The sequence below is a fragment of the Gammaproteobacteria bacterium genome, assembly GCA_028817225.1.
Lineage (GTDB): Bacteria > Pseudomonadota > Gammaproteobacteria > Poriferisulfidales > Oxydemutatoraceae > Oxydemutator.
In genome coordinates, this window is record JAPPQC010000041.1 from 25,707 (window position 1) to 43,485 (window position 17,779).

General features: G+C 65.4%; 20 protein-coding genes. 8 read left to right on the forward strand and 12 right to left on the reverse strand.

All coding sequences use genetic code 11. The annotated features are described in order from the left end of the window. Window positions 1–141: 141 nt before the first annotated feature. Window positions 142–765 (reverse strand): hypothetical protein, encoded by a 624-nt coding sequence (locus tag OXU50_05670; protein ID MDD9869362.1) that lies wholly within the window; start codon window positions 763–765, stop codon window positions 142–144. Between the two features lie 254 nt (window positions 766–1,019). Next, window positions 1,020–1,613 (reverse strand): hypothetical protein, encoded by a 594-nt coding sequence (locus OXU50_05675; protein ID MDD9869363.1) that lies wholly within the window; start codon window positions 1,611–1,613, stop codon window positions 1,020–1,022. Window positions 1,614–2,022: 409 nt separating this feature from the next. Here OXU50_05675 and OXU50_05680 point away from each other — a divergent pair, with 409 nt between their 5' ends. Beyond that, window positions 2,023–2,388, forward strand: coding sequence for a hypothetical protein (locus tag OXU50_05680; protein MDD9869364.1), 366 nt, complete (start codon window positions 2,023–2,025; stop codon window positions 2,386–2,388). 65 nt (window positions 2,389–2,453) lie between these two features. On the opposite strand, the gene OXU50_05685 is transcribed toward OXU50_05680, so the two are convergent. After that, entirely contained in the window at window positions 2,454–2,609 is a 156-nt protein-coding gene (locus tag OXU50_05685) for a hypothetical protein (GenBank protein MDD9869365.1), read from the reverse strand. Window positions 2,610–2,769: 160 nt separating this feature from the next. Between OXU50_05685 and OXU50_05690 the strand changes: the two genes are divergently transcribed. The 4 genes from OXU50_05690 to hspQ all read left to right on the forward strand — a co-directional run bounded on the left by OXU50_05690 (window position 2,770) and on the right by hspQ (window position 5,431). Beyond that, window positions 2,770–3,756: a hypothetical protein gene (locus OXU50_05690; GenBank protein ID MDD9869366.1), complete on the forward strand. Its 987-nt coding sequence runs from the start codon at window positions 2,770–2,772 to the stop codon at window positions 3,754–3,756. 256 nt (window positions 3,757–4,012) lie between these two features. Continuing rightward, window positions 4,013–4,594 carry a GspH/FimT family protein gene (locus OXU50_05695; GenBank protein ID MDD9869367.1) on the forward strand — a complete coding sequence of 194 codons (582 nt, stop codon included), beginning with the start codon at window positions 4,013–4,015 and terminating at the stop codon, window positions 4,592–4,594. Window positions 4,595–4,655: 61 nt separating this feature from the next. Continuing rightward, complete coding sequence (locus tag OXU50_05700) at window positions 4,656–5,126, forward strand: hypothetical protein (protein ID MDD9869368.1); 471 nt, start codon at window positions 4,656–4,658, stop codon at window positions 5,124–5,126. Next, the gene (hspQ, locus tag OXU50_05705) at window positions 5,123–5,431 is read left to right on the forward strand and encodes a heat shock protein HspQ (protein MDD9869369.1); all 309 of its coding nucleotides are present in this window, start codon (window positions 5,123–5,125) and stop codon (window positions 5,429–5,431) included. Before OXU50_05700 ends, hspQ begins: the two co-directional genes overlap by 4 nt. A gap of 6 nt (window positions 5,432–5,437) precedes the next feature. Here hspQ and metW read toward each other — a convergent pair whose 3' ends face one another. The 4 genes from metW to OXU50_05725 all read right to left on the reverse strand — a co-directional run bounded on the left by metW (window position 5,438) and on the right by OXU50_05725 (window position 9,061). Next, a complete protein-coding gene (gene metW, locus OXU50_05710; protein MDD9869370.1) occupies window positions 5,438–6,034 on the reverse strand; it encodes a methionine biosynthesis protein MetW in 597 nt (198 codons plus the stop codon). Next, window positions 6,034–7,173 carry a homoserine O-acetyltransferase gene (locus OXU50_05715; GenBank protein MDD9869371.1) on the reverse strand — a complete coding sequence of 380 codons (1,140 nt, stop codon included), beginning with the start codon at window positions 7,171–7,173 and terminating at the stop codon, window positions 6,034–6,036. Before OXU50_05715 ends, metW begins: the two co-directional genes overlap by 1 nt. Before the next feature lie 101 nt (window positions 7,174–7,274). Further along, entirely contained in the window at window positions 7,275–8,102 is an 828-nt protein-coding gene (gene bioC, locus OXU50_05720) for a malonyl-ACP O-methyltransferase BioC (GenBank protein MDD9869372.1), read from the reverse strand. Next, on the reverse strand, window positions 8,099–9,061 hold the full coding sequence (locus tag OXU50_05725; GenBank protein MDD9869373.1) for an alpha/beta fold hydrolase: 963 nt from the start codon (window positions 9,059–9,061) through the stop codon (window positions 8,099–8,101). Before OXU50_05725 ends, bioC begins: the two co-directional genes overlap by 4 nt. Window positions 9,062–9,093: 32 nt before the next feature. Here OXU50_05725 and plsY point away from each other — a divergent pair, with 32 nt between their 5' ends. Continuing rightward, window positions 9,094–9,690: a glycerol-3-phosphate 1-O-acyltransferase PlsY gene (gene plsY, locus OXU50_05730; GenBank protein ID MDD9869374.1), complete on the forward strand. Its 597-nt coding sequence runs from the start codon at window positions 9,094–9,096 to the stop codon at window positions 9,688–9,690. Window positions 9,691–9,710: 20 nt separating this feature from the next. Here plsY and tsaD read toward each other — a convergent pair whose 3' ends face one another. From tsaD to OXU50_05755, 5 genes are all read right to left on the reverse strand, one after another. Then, complete coding sequence (gene tsaD / locus OXU50_05735; GenBank protein ID MDD9869375.1) at window positions 9,711–10,724, reverse strand: tRNA (adenosine(37)-N6)-threonylcarbamoyltransferase complex transferase subunit TsaD; 1,014 nt, start codon at window positions 10,722–10,724, stop codon at window positions 9,711–9,713. 13 nt (window positions 10,725–10,737) lie between these two features. After that, window positions 10,738–11,310 carry a YggT family protein gene (locus OXU50_05740; GenBank protein MDD9869376.1) on the reverse strand — a complete coding sequence of 191 codons (573 nt, stop codon included), beginning with the start codon at window positions 11,308–11,310 and terminating at the stop codon, window positions 10,738–10,740. Beyond that, complete coding sequence (gene proC, locus OXU50_05745) at window positions 11,307–12,128, reverse strand: pyrroline-5-carboxylate reductase (GenBank protein MDD9869377.1); 822 nt, start codon at window positions 12,126–12,128, stop codon at window positions 11,307–11,309. The genes OXU50_05740 and proC overlap by 4 nt, the downstream gene beginning before the upstream one ends. Continuing rightward, window positions 12,128–12,625, reverse strand: a complete 498-nt coding sequence (locus OXU50_05750) for a disulfide bond formation protein B (GenBank protein ID MDD9869378.1) — start codon at window positions 12,623–12,625, stop codon at window positions 12,128–12,130. Before OXU50_05750 ends, proC begins: the two co-directional genes overlap by 1 nt. 326 nt (window positions 12,626–12,951) lie before the next feature. After that, on the reverse strand, window positions 12,952–14,658 hold the full coding sequence (locus tag OXU50_05755) for a putative DNA binding domain-containing protein (protein ID MDD9869379.1): 1,707 nt from the start codon (window positions 14,656–14,658) through the stop codon (window positions 12,952–12,954). A 269-nt stretch (window positions 14,659–14,927) separates the two neighbouring features. On the opposite strand from OXU50_05755, the gene OXU50_05760 reads away from it, so the two are divergent. Both OXU50_05760 and OXU50_05765 read left to right on the forward strand, forming a co-directional pair. Continuing rightward, window positions 14,928–17,345, forward strand: a complete 2,418-nt coding sequence (locus OXU50_05760) for a TOMM precursor leader peptide-binding protein (protein ID MDD9869380.1) — start codon at window positions 14,928–14,930, stop codon at window positions 17,343–17,345. A gap of 4 nt (window positions 17,346–17,349) precedes the next feature. Further along, a partial coding sequence (locus OXU50_05765; GenBank protein ID MDD9869381.1) for a hypothetical protein occupies window positions 17,350–17,779 on the forward strand: 430 nt, incomplete at its 3' end.

The window sequence follows — 17,779 nt, forward strand, 5'->3', positions numbered from 1 at the left end:
TAAGTGTGTGAGTTGGCAATAAAATGTTGCCGACGAACGGAAAAAACTTTCCGACGAACGGTCAACAGTTGTTATCCATGGCGCCATTCGCGCGTTGCCGCGGCGGGCGGCGGGCGGGCCGCCCACGCGATTTGGCCGTGCTTAACTGGCGAGGTTGACGCTGACAGACTGGCTGCTGTCGAAAGCGCCGACGCCGGCGGCGATGCCGACGCCGATGCCGGCGGCGACGCCGGCGGCCATCACAGTGGCCATCACCGGCACGGCGGCCATCATCGTAACGACAAAGACCCCCCCGGCAACGGCGCCGAGAGAAACCCCGGTGACTGCGCCGGTCAGCCCCGCCGCGCCCACCGACACCGAGAAGCCGAGGCCCGCCGCCAGGCCGATTTTGCCGATGGCGATGGCGATGGCCGAGGTGAGCACAATCGCAACTTCACCTCCCGCCAGCTGCCGCAGGTCCTGGTCGGGCAACTGCCGCACCTCTTTCATTGCCTCGTCAAATCCGTCGTAGCACGGCAGCGGGATGTGGAGTTCATCGGCGGTATTCTGCTTGTACACGACATCAAAGCGCTCAAACGCATCCATCTGCCTCCGGACGGCGGCCTGTGCCCGGCTGAGTTCCTCGCCGCCCTCCCGGCAGGTCAAAACCCTGCCAATCAGGATGGACGAGATTTCATTGCACAAGGGCAGGGAGATGCCGGCTTTGGAGCGCGCCTTCACCCCTTCCCTTTCCTGCGGGGTTTGTTGAAGCGATTGTGTTTCCATTGATGGTTCCTCCTCCGCAAAAATTGCGATTGTTCCCATGCCCGCCATTTCGGGCAGAGAGGCCGATGCCTGCTGTTACATTACACCACAAACCCCGAAAAGAGGGCAATGACAAAGGTTTCTGAACGCCATCAAGCACAATAAAAAAGGCCGCGCCACCAGCGGGCGGCGGCGGCCTTTGCGTGTGTGTTCCGCGCTCTGTGGTTGGCGCGTGGCGGCCTTAACCGGCGTGGCCGATTTTCCCTGAAGTTGGCTTACGAACCGTGGGCCACATTGACGGACTGGCTGCCGTCAAAAGCGCCCACTGCGGCAGCGATACCGACACCGACACCGGCAGCCACACCCACCGCCCCTATAACCTGGGCGGCAACCACAGCGCCCGCGATACACCAGCCCGCCACAATGGTGCCGAGGGTGGTCACAGTACCCGCACCGCCCCAGAGGGCGCCGATGCCGCAAATGACGGCGATTTTCGCCATCGCAAATGTTACCGATGTGGTGCAGATGACAAAAAACTCTCCGCCGGCGATTTGTTCCAGTTCTGCCTCGGTTATTTTTTCCATCTCACAGTCCAGGTCCGGAAATTCCGGCACACAGATGTTCAGCGTGTCGGCGGTGTTCTGTACATAAGCCACCTTGAAGGAATCGAATTTATCTACGACTTCAGCCGTGCGCTTCTTAATCTCGGCACGGGCTTCCGGCGTTGTGTCCGGGTGTGTCAGGGTCTGCCCGAGCAGGACGGCTACGATTTCATTGGTCAGGGGAAGAGAGACACGCGCCACCGTCTTAAGCGCGATGCCGCTCACTTCCGTCTGCCCCGGAGGGCTGTTCATCGTTTGTGCGTCCATTTTTTGCCTCCTCAATAAGGTCAATATTCTCGCGGCGACTACCAGGCGGGGTGGCCCGTAACCGGAATGCCATCATACTACACCACAGCGAACGGCCAAAGGTCAAGCATGACAAAGGTTTCTGAACGCCCCGGGCGCAGGGGCGGTAACGGGCAAAAACAGCGGAAACAAGCCATTGCGCCATGCACACCCCCGCTCCCGGCGGATTGGCCGCCAAACCGGGGCGGTTGCCCTGCGGCGGTGGATGGCCGGCGGTTGCAGACGGCGGCAAACGGGTGCGATGCGCCGTCGCCGGCGCGCCTGTCCGTTCAGAAACCTTTGTCAACGGGCAAAAAACTTGACAGGGGGGAATGCGGGGGTAATCTGAATTACGACATTCCGATTAACCCGATTAACACAGGAGTTCACGATGGAAACAAAACAACAACTGCCCATGACGATGGAAATCGCTTCGGTGCTTTGTGCAAAGAGATGCTCCGAAGACAAGGCGTGGGCGCAAAAAGTCGAGTCAAATCCGGCCCAGGCGTTTGGCCCGGATTTTGACGCGAAAAACAGGATTGTTACGGTGAAAAACACCGCCGGCTCGCTGAACATCTGCGTGCCGGATTACAAGATGCTGAACGACGGCACGCTTGAACAGCTGGCAGACAAGCAGATGGCAGATGTCTCGGGCGGGCTTCTCTTTCTCGTCATACCCGCCATTCTCGCCGCAGCCCTCTCCGTACCGGCAGCGATTGCCGGCGGCGTCGCCGGCCACTACGCCGGTAATGACTGAAAAAGAAGGCCGCGTCCCCGCCGGGAGCGCGGCCTTTGAGCGGGGGCGTTTGGGCGGCCCCGCAATCAGCGCACCAGGGCCTGACTGGCGAGGCTGACACCAACAGGGCTACCGGCGGCGCCGAAAGCGCCGATGTCCGCAACAATGCCGGCGCCGACGCCGACGCGCCGCGACACCGCAACGCGCCACAACGCGCGAATGACGCCATGGATAACAACCATTGACCGTTCGTCGGAAAGTTTTTTCCGTTCGTCGGCAACATTCCCTTGTTATCTCACACACTTGCAATTTTTTCCGCCGAATGGCGCCTTTTCAATCCCTTGACACGCACAAAACCAATCCCCAATATGCATTCCGTCGCAGTTACTTTTGCAGACAACCATGACGCGCAGAAAAACAATGCTCACAGAAAGTCAGAACCTTGCGCAGGCGGGCATGCCGCCCGCCCAGGCCGAGGCTGTCGCAAAGGCCATCCACAACCTGGTTAATCCCCTCGCCCGGAAGGTGGAGGCCGGCACGGCGCTGCACCCGGAAGCCCTGAAAGAATTGCGCGGCGACATGGGCAAGCTGGGCGACAGATTGCAGGACAACATAGACAAGCTGGGTGACCGGCTGCAGGACAACATAGACAAGCAGGGCGACCGGTTGCAGGACAACATAGACCGGCAGGGCGAACGCATAGACAAGCTGGCCGACAGCATAGAGAAGCAGGGCGACAGATTGCAGGGCAATATAAACAGGCAGGGCGAGAGCATAGACAAGCTGGCCGACAGCATAGACAAGCAAGGCGACAGATTGCAGGGCAATATAGACCGGCTGGCCGAGAGCATGAGTGAAGCGAATAAGGAATTGCAGGGCAATATAAACCGGCAGGGCGAGAGCATAGACAAGCTGGCTGACAGCATAGACAAGCAGGGTGACAGATTGCAGGGCAATATAGACCGGCTGGCCGAGAGCATGAGTGAAGCGAATAAGGAATTGCAGGACAACATAGACCGGCAGGGCGACCGCATAGACAAGCAGGGCGACAGATTGCAGGGCAATATAGACCGGCTGGCCGAGAGCATGAGTAAAGCGAATAAGGAATTGCAGGGCAATATAAACCGGCAGGGCGAGAGCATGAGTGAGGCGAATAAAGAACTGCAGGGCAATATAGGCAAGCTGGTTGAGAGCATGCACAAGGCGCATATTGAGCAGATTGCCGCGACGAACGATTCGCACAAAGAAGTCGTGAGCAAGATAAACGGCCTGAACGCTGAATTGGCGGAAACCAAAGGAGAGTTCAGAGGCTCAAAATGGGTTTTGGCGGGAATTTTGGTGGCCGTGGCCGGCGCCGCGGCCAAATACATATTTTTCCAGGCCTGGTGAGTGCCGGGCGGCAGTCGCACCGGTTGAAAGGGCCGCCTTCGGGCGGCCTTTTTTATTGGCCGGGACCGTTCGTCGGCCAAACGGGCGCGTTGGTCGGGCGCGGTGTGTGGGCGCCGGTGTTCTGCGCTGTAATCCGGCGATGGAAAAGTGTTTGTTCCGGTTTGGCTTGCGGCGTTTCCGCGCTGCGGCGTTGCGGTGTTGTGTGCGGTGTTCACACCCGGCGTCATCGCCGGTTTCTGTGTCGCGCGTTGCGGCGTTGCGTCGTTGTGTTCGGCGTTCATCGGCGGGCGGGTTTACGCTGCTGGAATTGCTGCTGGTGTTGTCGCTGGCGGCGGTGTTTGTTACCGCGGTCGCCGGGTTTCAGGCCGACTGGAAACGGCGGCATCAACTGGACGAGCGGGTCGGGGCGCTGGCCGCCGCGGTTCGGTTCGCCCGCAGTTACGCGATGGTGTCGGGCGCGCGCACCGTCGTCTGCAAGAGCGCCGACGGCGCCGCCTGCGGCGGCGACGGCTACGAGGGCGGCTGGCTGATTTTCGCCGAGAACGCGGCGACGAAGAACGGCAAACCCGACACCGGCGAACGCCGCCTGCGCGCCCGCCGCAATGCGCGCGCCGCAGGTGTCACCATCCGCTCCAACACCTTTGTCAATTACATCGCCTACGACGCGCGCGGGCGCTCCAACCGCGCCGGGCGCTTTGTCGCCTGCACCGACGGCGCCGTGCGCGGCGCAAAGGCGCTGGTCATCAGCCGCACCGGACGCCTGCGCTTCGCCGCCGACAGCGACGGCGACGGCATTATTGAGGTCGGCAATGACAACATTGAAAACTGCCTGCTGTGACGCCCGCCGCGCCCGCCGTGCGTCGCGTGCGTCCGGAGTTGCGCGCTGCGGCGGTTACGGCATGATGGAACTGCTGGTCGCGCTGGCGCTGGCGGGCGCCGGTCTGTTCGGTTTCGCGCAAATGCAATACCAGGCGCTGCTGGTCGGGCGCGAGCAGACGGCGCGCCTGCACGGCCTGATGCTGTTTGATGAAATCGCCGCCCACCTGCGCGCCGCAGGCGCCGCCACCGGCAGCGTCAGCGATTACGCCGCCGACTACGACGACACCGCGCAAAGCACGCCCGACTGCCGCGCCGCCGCCTGCACCGAAGCGGCGTTCGCGCGGTTTCAGGTGGCGCAGTGGAAATGCCGCGCCGCCGGCGCCTCGTGCGGCAACCCGGGCGCGCGGTTGTCGTCGCAACTGATGATAAAAATCAACGGCGGCGCTTTCACACTGCGCCTGAAATGGAAAAACGCCGCCGGCAAAGAGCGCACCATCGAGAGAAACGGAACCTGGCGTATAATCACGCCCGCCCCGGTGCAAAAAGAATGAAGGACGCGCATTTTTCAATCGGCGAGGTGGTGCGGCACAGGATGTTCGGCTACCACGGCGTCATCTGCGATGTGGACCCGGTGTTCATGGCGCCCGGTGAATGGTACGAACGGGTGGCGAAATCAAGGCCGCCGAAAGACCGCCCCTGGTATCATGTGCTGGTGGACGGCCAGCCGGCGCAGACCTATGTCGCCGAGCGCAACCTGGAACCCTGCGAGAGCCGCCCCATCCGGCACCCGCTGGTGGACCAGTATTTCGCGGAATACAAGGGCGGGCGCTATGTCCCGCGCCACCTGAAGACCTGACGCCGTTCAGCCGCGCCCGAGGCGGTAAATCGCAATCTCGCCCATCAGGTTGGGCAGCAGGCGCGCGCCGATTGAGGCGCGGTGGTTGTGGTCCACCGTCGTGCGCTGCAAGCGCCGGATGTTTTTGCTGCGGCACAGCGCCTCAAAGTCGCGTATCGTGCACAGGTGAATGTTGGCGGTGTCGTACCACGCGGCGGGCAGCGCGCGCGTGACCGGCATATTCCCGCCCAGCAGCATCTGCATGCGGTTGCGCCAGTGCCCCATGTTGGGAAAGGTCACAATCGCCTCCTTGCCGACGCGCAGCATTTCATCCAGCAGCAGGTCGGGGCGGCGCATGGCCTGAAGCGCCTGCGTCATCACCACATAATCAAAACTGCGGTCGTCAAAGTCGTCGCGCAGCCCCTCGTCAAGGTCAATCTGTATGACGCCGACGCCGCGCTCGATGCAGCGCACGATGTTGTCGTCGTCAATCTCAAGGCCGAGGCCGGCGATGTTGCGGTCGCGTTGCAGCGACCACAGCAGTTCGCCGTCGCCGCAGCCGAGGTCCAGCACGCGCGAGTCCGGCTTGATCCAGTCGCGGATGATTTCAAGGTCCGGGCGCATCACACGCCCGCCAGTATCTGGCTGGTGTAGGCGTCCAACACCGCGAGGTATTGCGGCACCGGCATCAGGAACGCATCGTGCCCCTGGTGCGCCTTGACGGTGCAGTAACTGGCCTGCTTGCCGGCCTGCACCAGCGCGCGCGTGATTTCGCGCGAGCGCGCCGGCGGGAAACGCCAGTCGGTTGTGAACGACACCACCAGAAAGCGCGCCGCGGTGCGCGCGAAGGCGGCGGCGAGGTCGCCGCCGAAGTCCGCCGCCGGGTCGAAGTAATCCAGCGCCTTGGTCATCAGCAGGTAGGTGTTGGCGTCAAAGCGGTTGGTGAAAGACTCGCCCTGGTGGCGCAGGTAACTCTCAACCTGAAACTCAATGTCAAAGTTGAAGTTCAACTTGCCTTCCTTCAGGTCGCGCCCGAACTTGTCGCGCATGGCGTCGTCGGACAGGTAGGTGATGTGGCCGAGCATGCGCGCCAGCATCAGGCCCTTCTTCGGCGCCGGCTGGTCGTAATAGCGCCCGCCGTTGAAGTCGGCGTCGGAGACGATGGCCTGGCGCGCCACCTCGTTGAAGGCGATGTTCTGCGCCGACAGTTTCGGCGCCGCCGCAATCAGCAGCGCGTGCGCGAGGCGGTCGGGGTAATCAATCGCCCACTGCATCGCCTGCATTCCGCCGAGGCTGCCGCCGATAACCGCCGCCCAGCGCGTGATGCCGAGCGCGTCGGCCAGCAGTTTCTGGCTTCTGACCCAGTCGCGCACGGTGACGATGGGAAAGTCCGAGGCATAGAGTTCGCCGGTTTCCGGGTTGGCCGTGTTCGGCCCGGTGCTGCCCTTGCAGCCGCCGAGGTTGTTCGGGCAGACGACGAAAAACTCGTCGGTGTTGAACGGCTTGCCGGGGCCGATGCAACTGTCCCACCAGCCGGGCTTGGCGTCGTCCATGCTGTGGTAGCCGGCGGCGTGCTGGTCGCTCGACAGCGCGTGGCAAATCAGCAGCGCGTTGGAGCGCTCGTCGTTCAGCGTGCCGTAGGTCTCGTAGGCCAGCGTAAAGCCGGGCAGTTCACGCCCGCAATCCAGCGCCAGCGGGCCGTCAAAAGTCCGGTAGCGGGTCTCGACAAGGCCGACCGAGTCGGCGGGAATGGAGTCTGGCATGGGCGTATTCTATCGGCAAATCGCCCGTCGCGCCGCCGCATTATTCGCGCTGCGCGCCCCGCAAGGCGCGGCCTTTCTGCATCCGCGCCGCCGCTGCCGCGTTATTCGCGCTCTGCGGCCCTCGCCGCGAACACCAGAATCTCGTAACTGGCGGCGACCAGGCCGCGCACGCCGAAGCGGCGCTGGTAGTGTTGTTTCATCGCGCGCAGCGCCGCCGGTGTGGTCAGGCCGCGGCGGGCGGCGGTGTGGCGGTTGGTGGCGCCGCTGCTTTTCAGTTGTTGCAGCAGTTCGCCGACGCCGCGGTGGTGCACCACCTCCAGTTGGCGCGTGAAGAGTTTTACATCAAAGCCGCGCGCCCGCAGCATCTTCTTCAGGTCGGCGCCGCCGGGAAACTCCAGTGTGTGGCCGTAGCGGTCGGCGGCGGCCCAACTTTGCCTGAGTTCGTGCAGCGTTTTCGGCCCGTAGGTCGAGAACAGCAGCCAGCCGCCGCCGCGCATCAGGCGGCGGAACTGCCCGAACAGGCCGCCCGGCTCGTCGCACCACTGCACCAGCGAACTGGAATACACCAGGTCAAAGACGCCGTCGCCGAACGGCGGGCGCTCGGCGTCGGCGCAGACAAAGTGCGATGCGCTGTCGCAGCCGCGCGCGGCGCGGCGCACCATTTGCGGCGCGAAATCAAGGCCGACGATGAGCGCGCGCGGGAAACGGCTGCGAAGCAGGCGCACGCCGTAGCCGGTGCCGGCGCCGGCGTCGAGAATGGCGCGCGGGCGGTGTTCCAGTCGCGGCGACAGGCGATCGCAGACTTCAATCAGGTCGCAGGCGATTCTCTGTTGCAGCGCGCTGTGGGCGTCGTATTCCGCCGCCGCGCGGTCAAACGACCGGCGCACCGCCTGCTTGTTGATTGAGGGGCGTTTTGGAACGACTTTCATGTCGCCGCGCGCGCGTGTTCGGCGCATTGCCGGATGATTTCGCAAACGCGCCCGGCGTGCGAGACCGGCGCCGCGTGGCCGGCGTCGGCGATGTTGTGAAAGCGTCCGTCGCGCGCCAGGCGACTGCTTTGCTTAACCGCGCGCGCCGCCACCAGCCGGTCGTGGCCGCCGCCGATGAAGTCGGCGCGGCAGCGGCAGTCGCGCAGCGCGCCGCGCAAATCGCTGTCACCCAGAAAGCGCAGCGCCGCCGCCTGTTCGGCGTGCGCGCCGCCGCGCGCGGCGGCCTGTCGCAGGCGCCGCAGCAGCGCCGCGTCGCCGTTGCCCGCCGTTTGCAGCGACAGAAACCGCCGCGCCGCGCCGTCGGCGTCGCGCGCGAATGCCGCCGCAAAGTCGTCAAAAACCGCAGGCGCCATTCCGTGCGGCCATTCATCGCAGGCGACAAAGCGCGCCGCCGCGGCAATGCAGACCAGCCCGGCGACCCGCTCCGGATAACGGCACGCCACCGCCTGCGCCAGCACACCGCCCAGCGACCAGCCAACCCACACCGCCCGCCGCGGCGCCGCCGCCGCCAACGCCGCCACCAGTTCACCGGGGCGCGAGAAGGCGCTGCCGTTGTTTGCATTGTGGCCGGGCAGCCCGGCGCTGCGGAACGGTTTTGCGTCGCCGCCGTCTGTTTGCTTGTTTGCACCGTAGCCGGGCGGCCTTGCGCCGGTGTCATCGGTATCGCCATTTGCATTGTGTTCAAGCAGTTCGGCGATGCGGAGTACTCTTGCACCGCCGCCGTTTGTTTCGCCTCGCACTTCATGGCCCGGCAGTTCGGCGATGTACAGGTCAAACATCGTCCGAAGGCGCGCCGCCACCTCGTCCCAGCAGCGGCGGCTCATCATCCAGCCGTGCAGCAGAACGACCGGCGGTTTGCCGCTTTGCGCGCCGTCGGGGTTTTTTGCGCCGTCTTTCACCTCGGCGATTGTAGCCGTACAATGGCGGCGTCGTGCCGTCCGTTGAAAGCATACTCGTCGTGCTGGCCGCCTATCTCGCCGGTTCGGTTTCGTTCGCCGTCGTCATCTGCCGCCTGCGCGGCGACCCGGACCCGCGCGGCGTCGGCTCCGGCAACCCGGGCGCGACCAACGCCGCGCGCGCCGGCGGCAAGACCGCCGCCGCGCTGACGCTGCTGGGCGATGTCGGCAAGGCGTGGCTGCCGGTCTTTGCGGCGCGCCACGCCGGTTTTCCGGACACGGTCGCGGCGCTGGCCGCGCTGGCCGCGTTTGCCGGGCACTTGTATCCGGTTTGGCACCGCTTTCGCGGCGGCAAGGGCGTCGCCGTCTGTCTGGGGTGTCTGCTCGGCCTGCAACCGCTTGCCGGTCTCGCGTGGGCCGGTGTCTGGCTGGCCGCCGCCGGCGCGTTTCGTTATGTCGCGGTGGCCGGCGTCGCCGCCGGGCTGGCGGCGCCGTTTCTGATTCACTGGTCGGGCGCTTCCGGCGCAACAACGGCGGCGGTCGCGGTGATGGGCCTGGCGATGCTGGCGCGCCACCACGACAACCTGCGCCGAATCATGCGCGGCGAGGAAGACCGCCTGTTTGAATCCTGAGCGGGCTTCCCGGTTTTCATTCAGGCGCCGCGCGGCGGCTGCAATTCCGTCAGCGGCCAGCGGGCGCGAACCTGCGGCAGCGGGTCGGGCGGCTGGCCCGCCTGCAACCGCAGCAGGCCGGCGTTGGCGATCATGACGCCGTTGTCGGCGCACAGTTTCATCTCCGGATAGACCACCTCGACGCCGTCGCCGCCGAGTTTTGCCAGTTCGCGCCGCAAGCGCGCGTTGGCGGCGACGCCGCCGGCGGCGACAAGGCGGTTGCAACCGGTCTGGCCGAGCGCGCGTCGGCAACGTTCGGTCAGCGAACCGACGGCGGCCATCTCGAAAGCGAGGGCGATGTCGGCGCGGCAGCGGTCGTCGTCGCCATCGCAGCGCCGCAGCGTTTGCAGCGCGCGGGTCTTGAGGCCGCTGAAACTGAAGTCAAGCCCCGGACGGCGCGCCATCGGCTGCGGAAACTCAAAGCGCCGCGCGCGCCCGCGCCGCGCCAGGCGCTGGATTTCCGGGCCGCCGGGATAGCCAAGCCCTAACATTCTTGCGACCTTGTCGAAAGCCTCGCCGACGGCGTCGTCGAGCGTGTCGCCGAGCAACTCGTAGTGGCCGATGGCGTGCGCCGCAATCAACTGGGTGTGCCCGCCCGACACCAGCAGCGCCAGATACGGCGGCGGCGGCGCGCCCTGCAGCATGGCCGCGAGCATGTGCGCCTCCAGATGGTGCACGCCGATGGCCGGCTTGCCGAGCGCCCACGCAAGGCCGTGGCCGAAGACGGCGCCCGTCAGCAGCGCGCCAATCAGGCCGGGGCCGGCGGTGTAGGCCACCGCGTCCACCTCGTCCAGCGCGCGCGCGCCGAGCGTCTCGCGCAGCAGCGGCAGCAGTTTGCGGACATGGTCGCGCGCCGCCAGTTCGGGCACGACGCCGCCGTGCGGCTGGTGTATCCCGACCTGGCTGAACAGCGCCTCGGCGACAACGCCCGCAGACGAATCCACCAGGCCGATGCCGGTTTCATCGCACGAGGTTTCAATGCCCAGCACGCGCATCGCGGCGCCGGTTTCAGTAGAGCGAGTGCAGCAGATTCAGCGCCATATAAAGCAGAAACAGCATAATCAGCGCGCTGAAATCCACCGGCCCGACGGTCGGCACGACGCGCCGCACCGGTTCCAGCAGCGGCGAAATCAGGCTGTAGAGCAGCGAGATGAAGGGGTTGCTGTACGCCTGCGCGCCGGTGATGAACCAACTGCTGACGGCGAAAATGAAAATCGCGACAATCCAGGTTTGCAGCAGCAACTCGCCCAGTTGAATCAGCGCCACCGTCAGCAGCGCCGGCAGCGCCGGCGAGAAGCCCTTGATGGCGCTGACCAGCGACAACTCGAACAGGCGCGCCAGATAGACCAGTATCCAGCACGGCAAGTCCCACTTGCCGGCGGCGGGGATGAGTTTTCTCGCCAGCGCCAGCGGCGGCTCGGTCAGCCGCACGATGGCCTGCGACAGCGGGTTGTAGAAGTCGGCCTGCGCCAGCGCCAGCAGCGCGCGCAGCAGCAGCAGCAGCGTGTAGAAGGTGATCAGCGTGTCGAGGACAAACGCCAGCGCCTGTTCCGGCGTGCCGCCGCTCATCAGGTTGTTCATCGCGCCGTCGCGGCGGCCAGTTCCGCCGAGCGTTTCGCCGCCGCCGCCAGCACCGTGCGCGCGAGGCGGTTGATGCCGCCTTCTTCCAGTGCGGCGAGGCCGCTTTCGGTGGTGCCGCCCGGCGAGGTCACCTGTTGGCGCAGGCGCGCGACATCGCCGTCGCCGCCGTCGGCCAGCGCGGCGGCGCCGCAGAAAGTGCCGCGCGCGAGGCGCCGCGCGGCGTCGGCGGGCAGCCCCAGTTCCGCCGCCGCCTGCTCAAACGCCTCGACAATCCGGAAGAAATAGGCCGGGCCGCTGCCCGACAGCGCGGTGACGAGGTCCATGCCGCTTTCGTCGTCAAGCCACACCGTAACGGCGACGCCGCCCAGCAGTTGCCCGGCGGCGTCGCGCTGTGCCGCCGACACGCGCGCGCCGGCGCACAGCGCGACAACGCCGCGCCCGACCGCGACCGGCGTGTTCGGCATGCAGCGGATGATGGCGAGTTGCGCGCCGCTCCATTCATCAAGGCGCGCCAGCGGCACGCCGGCGGCGACCGACAGCAGCACGCCGCCGCGCCGCGCCAGCGCACCGGCCATCTCGCCGCACACCGCGCGCACGGCGTCGGGTTTGACGCACAGCACGGCGAAGTCGCAGTCGGCGGCGGCGTCGGGATTGGAGGCGAATGTCGCAAGCCCCGGATGGCGTTCGGCCAGCCGCGCGAGTTGCGCGCCGTCGGGGTCGGACACGCGCAAGTCGGCGGCGGGCAGGCCGTGCGCGGTGAGGCCGCCAATCAGACTGCGCGCGATGTTGCCGGCGCCGATGAACGCGATGCGCGGCATCACCGCGCCCCGCGGGTTTTCAGCAGCACCGCCGCGCACACCAGCGCCAGCGCGCCGAAAAACAGCAGCGTTTGCTGCGGAATCGTCAGCCCGGCGAAAGTCCACGCCACTTCGGCGCATTCGCCGGCGCTGTTCAGCACCGTCCGCAGCACTTCCATCGGCGGAAATTGTTCCAGCAGGTAATCAAGGCCGGGCGTGCAGTCCGGCACCCGCCCCGGCGGCAGGTTTTGCAGCCAGACATGGCGCCCGGCCAGGCCGAGGCCGGCGGCGCACGCCAGCAGGCCGAGACCGGCGTAGAGGCGCTGCCCGAGCGCGCCGGGATTGTGCAGCGCCGCCGCCAGAAACACCGCCGCCGCCAGCCCGGTGACCCAGCGGTCAAGAATGCAAAGCGGGCACGGCGCCAGCCCCAGCACGCCCTGCATAAAGAAAACCGCGACGGCCAGCCCGCCGACGGCAAGGGCAAATCCGCCCCAGTGAAGCGATTGACAGGAAGGCATCTGCGGCATGACGCCGCCATTATAACGCCTGCCGCCGCTGGCGCCGCGCGGCGGCCATTGGCCGGGCTTGCGGCGCGGGCGGCGCGGCGGCCAATCTGCGGCACACTTCATTTTGTGGACTCGCGCCTGAACTGTACGGGCGCGTCAATCGGGGGCATTAACGCGCTCATTATTTTGCGAATATATTGATTTTTTTATGCTCCGGCCCGGTCCAATCCGGATTTTCACAGGTCGCTACACCATTGATATACAGGCAAATATCCGGGATAATCGCGCGCAATTAAAGTTGAAAGTAAAATAATCGCGCGTCATTATTGGTCATTATTTCATGTCGGTTCAGGGGGACGTTTGTGCGAATACCATCTTCCTCTTTTCTCGCCGTGCGCCTTGATTGCCCCCCGATCAGTCAGCCGCCGGAGCAGGCGGGTGGCCTGGCCTGGCGTAATCTTGCAAAGTTCTGCGACCTGGCCCCGGGTAATTCGGCCATGGCTTTTGGCGTATTGCAACACCATTTGCTCTTGTTGCAGCGGTTCAAAGCCGCGTTGACGGATGTAGGCGCTTTTTTCACCGAGGCGGCGGTAGGTCGCGGCGGACAGATGCCAGGTGCGGGCCTTGTGTTCGCCGCGTCTTTCAATCAGGCCGCTTTCGGCCAGTGTTTCCAGACTGCCGCGTGTCTCGGCCTCGGGCTTTTGCATCAGGCGCGCGGCCTCCGCCGTCGTGATGCGGCGGTCTTGCCACAGGCGGTTCAGAATCAGCAGACCGTCCAGAGAGAGCGTGCGGCCCGCGCGCGCCTCTTTCGTCACCAGACGCACGAACTCCAGGTTGGCCTTGCCGCCGGGGAGTGTCAGAACGACATCTTTTTCCGTGGTTCGTTCGTAGGAAGGCGCCGGACGCCCGTTGCGAATCTGTTCGTGGAAGATGGTGTCAATGCCGCGGGCGGTGCGTTCGACGATGCCGGCGCGCTTGAAGGCGTCCGCCAGCAGCGGATTGCGGGGGCGCGGTTGGGTCACAAGCAGGTTGTCGAGGCGCACGCCTTCCGGAAGGCCGCCGGGGTTTGAGATTTCGAGCCGGTTGGCATGCCATTGCACATGCACGGCGCCAAGGCGTGTGTAGTCGCGGTGAGTGAGTGCGTTGGCGACCCCTTCACGGAAAGCGCGTTCCGGATAGTCGGGGACTCCGATGCGAAGCATGTCAACCTGAACCTCCCGCTCCCGGTTGCGCGCCCGGAAGCGCATTTCCAGTTCCTCCATGGCGCGCAACAACGGCCAGCGAAAGAAGTCGTTGACTTCCACATCTGTGCCGGAGAGAACCTGAAACGCGACTTCGTGGGTCGGCAGGGCGTCTTTCAGCGCACTCTCGCGGCCAAAAAGGAGCACCCCCAGAACCCGCATGAACACAGTGCCGTTGTTGTTTTCAACCGCACCCAGCGCCCTGGCCAGTTCCAGGTCGTTGAGGCCGAGCAGGGCTTCGTCTCCGCGGCCCCGGTTCTCCCGAATGGCGCGGCGGTAGCGGTCAAATTCCAGTGGATCCAGCGCGTCCATGCCGAGGTGGTCCAGCCGCAACGCCGAGTAGTCAAGCAGACCGCGGCTGGCATGTTGCGCCTGCATTTCGTGAAAGTGGAGCGGAGTGCAAGCGGGCTTGCCGTCGCCGCCGATGGCGCGGCGCAGGTAGTGCCCGTCCGAGGTGCCGACGGGCTGGCGGGCAGCCGGAATCTCGATTGCGAGAATCTGCTTTCCGCCGACATTCACCACCTCGGCACGCACGGAGAGCGACGGGCGGGTGCGGTTGCTGATGAGCGCCTGCACGCGGGCCGGGTCGGTTTTTCCATCGTGGCGGGGGCGGGCGCCGCTGATGCGGCCATTGTCCTCGACGCCAATCAGCAGCCAGCCGGGGTTGTCATCGCTGCGGTTTGCAAGGCACACAACGGCCTCAACGAGTTCGCGGTCCGGGAGTGCCTGTGTTCGCTCGCTCTTGAATTCCACATCAAGCGCTTCGCCGCCTGCGGCCATTTTCCTGATTCGTTCCGGCGTCATCGTCTCAAAGGCATCTGCGGCATGACGCCGCCATTATAACGCCTGCCGCCGTTGGCGCCGCGCGGCGGGGCAGGCCGGGTTGCGCGGGCGGCCATTGGCCGGGCTTGCGGTGTGCGCTGCGCGGCGGCAAGTGGCGGTGTGCGTGGCAGCCAATGGCGGCGAGGGCGGCGGTTCGTCCGTTCAGAAACCTGTGTCAGCGGGCAAACACATGCCGACTGATTGTATAATCACGCCCCTGCGCGCTTGTTGCGCGGTGAAGGCAAACCCTGATGTACGAAAAGGCGACCTATGAGAAACCCCCCGCGCCGGAACAGCGCCGCTTCCACCTGAAGACCAGGGAAGACGAAGGCATCGTCCGTCTTCCCCAGCTAAGCCCTCATCTGCAAGCCACTTTTCTGGAACCGCCGCCGGGCGCCGTCGCCGAAGACGGCGACGACCCCGGCAAACTCGACAAGCGGGTTTTTCTCGGCTCCGAATACGGCGACTATGTGCTGTCCGGCGATTTGTTCTTCGGCCTCGCGTCGGCGATAGACGGCAAGACCGACCGCCGTCAACTGGTTGAAAAACTCAGGGGCGTCGCCCCGGAGATGGAAATCAAGTCGGCGCTGTCGCGCATGGCGTACAGTTTCTACATTGTCTCGGCGGAGCACGCAATCGCGCAGGATCAGGCCGCCATCTGGGCGTCCATGGGCGTGTCGCCGCGCTATGCCGAACAGAAACTGCGCGGCTGCGCCGTCAGGATGGTGTCGCTGAACGGGCGCCCGCAGGCGGCGGAGTGGCTGCGCGAGGGCCTTGCGGCGTGGTCGGTGGAGATGACGGAGTCGGACACGCCGGATTTGTTCATCGTGCTGGTGGACGATTATCTCGACCCGGCGCTTGAGGCGTTCAACCGGGCGCGGCTGCACGACGGGCGCCCGTGGCTGCCGGCGCGCCTCGTCGGTTTGCAGGCGATGTTCGGCCCGGTGTTTCGCGCCGGCGCCGAAGAGCCGTGCTGGCGCTGCCTCTACCACCGCATGAAAGGCAACCGCGAGGTTCGCAGTTTTCTCGGCCACATGGCCGAGGGCGGCGAGCAGTTTGTGCCGAAGGTGCTGGACGAGGGCCTGCTGCGCGGCTGCGCGCGGTTGCTGGCGATGGATGCGGCGAGATGGATTGTGCTGCACGAAGAGGGGCGCGCCGACATGATTGCGCTGCACCGGCAGATGCGAAGTTTCAGCCTGGTGATGACGGACATGGAGTTGCACACGGTGATGAAAAGGCCGCAGTGCCCGGCGTGCGGCGACAAGCGCCTGCACGACCCGTCGCGCGAGTTTCGCCCGGTGGTTTTCAAAGACGGCGGCGACACGCTGTTCACCAGCGGCGGCATGAAGGCGCGCGAGCCGCACCTGACGGTGGAACTGCACAAGGACCTGGTCAGCCCGCTTTCCGGCGTCGTCACGCAGTTGCTGCGCTCGTCGCCGCCGGACGACCCGTGGCTGCATGTGTACTGGGCCGGCAGCAACCTGGCGCTGATGAACGCCCACTTCAACCTGCTGACGGCGAGTTTACGCACCAAAAGTTCCGGCAAGGGGCGCAGCCGCGACCAGGCGCAGGCCAGCGCCATCGGCGAGGCGCTGGAGCGTTACAGCGGCGTCTTCCACGGCGACGAGATTCGCAAGGCCGCGCGCTTTGCCGACTTCGGCGAGGGCGAGGCGCTGCACCCGAACAAGATCATGCTCTACAGCGACAAGCAGTACGCCGGGCGCGACGAGATCAACCGGCGCGGCCACCGGTTCGGCAGCGTGCCGCTGGTGTTCGACGAGGAGCAGGAAATGGAATGGTCGCCGATATGGTCGGTGACGCGCGGCAGGAAAGTGTGGTTGCCGACGGCGCAGTTGTATTTCAGTTACATGGGCGGGCGCTTCGCCGACAAGTATTATGTCGGGCCGGACTCCAACGGCGCCGCCTCCGGCAACACGCTGGAAGAGGCGGCGGTGCAGGGCTTCATGGAACTGGTCGAGCGCGACGCCTTCGCGATGTGGTGGTACAACGAGTTGCAGTTTCCGGCGGTTGACATCGCCACCTTCGGCGACCCGTTTCTGTCGAGGGCGCCGGAACGCTACCGCAAGCACTACAACCGCGACATGTGGGTGATTGACATCACCAACGACTTCGGGATTCCGGTGATGGTGGCGATGTCGCGGCGCACCGACAAGGAGAACGAGGACATCTGCTTTTCCGCCGGCGCGCATTTCGACCCGCACATCGCGTGCCTGCGGGCGGTGTGCGAGATGAACCAGTACCTGACCGCGGTGCTGAACGCCACCGACGACCCGGACTCGTACGACTTCATGGACCCGGAATGCCTCGACTGGTGGCAGAATGCGAAGTTGAAGGACAAGCAGTACATGATTCCGCTGGCGGGGGCCAGCCTTCGCGGGCGCAAGGACTACGAGGCGCCGCGGCGCACCATCTACCAGGAAGTGCAGGCGTGCGTGGACAAGGTGCACGACAAGGGGCTGGAACTGCTGGCGCTCGACCAGACGCGGCCCGACATCGGCCTGCCGGTCATCAAACTGCTGGTGCCGGGGATGCGCCATTTCTGGCCGCGTTTCGCGCCGGGCAGGCTTTACGATGTGCCGGTGGCGATGGGCAAACTGAAGGCGCCGAAGGCCGAAGACCAACTGAACCCGGTTCCCGTGTTCATCTGAGGCGATGGACGCTTCGGACGACGCGGCCCTCCTCGCCCGTCTCAAAAGAGTCAAGGAACGATGGATCGCCGACGAGGCCTTCCGCGACAAGGCCGCGCGCGGCTGGCCGGCGGCGCTTGAGGAATATCATCTGGCGGCGCCGGAGACGCTGGCGCGCGCCGTCCTCGGCCCCTACGGCAGGGACATCGCCGGCAGCGACGCGCATCTCGACCGCGAGCAGCAACAGGTGGTGCGCCGCTTCTTCGAGCGCGAGTCGTCCTATCTGGATTTCGTCTATAACGAAGCCGGGCGCTTTGACGGCTGCCGGCGGCAGTATCTGGAGTGGCGCCGGCGGCAGACGGCGCGCAATGTCATCGCCCGCGGCTACTTCGGCCTGACGGCGCTGTACCTGCCGTTCGCGGTGGAATTGAGCGACGGCTGCTCGGTCGGCTGCT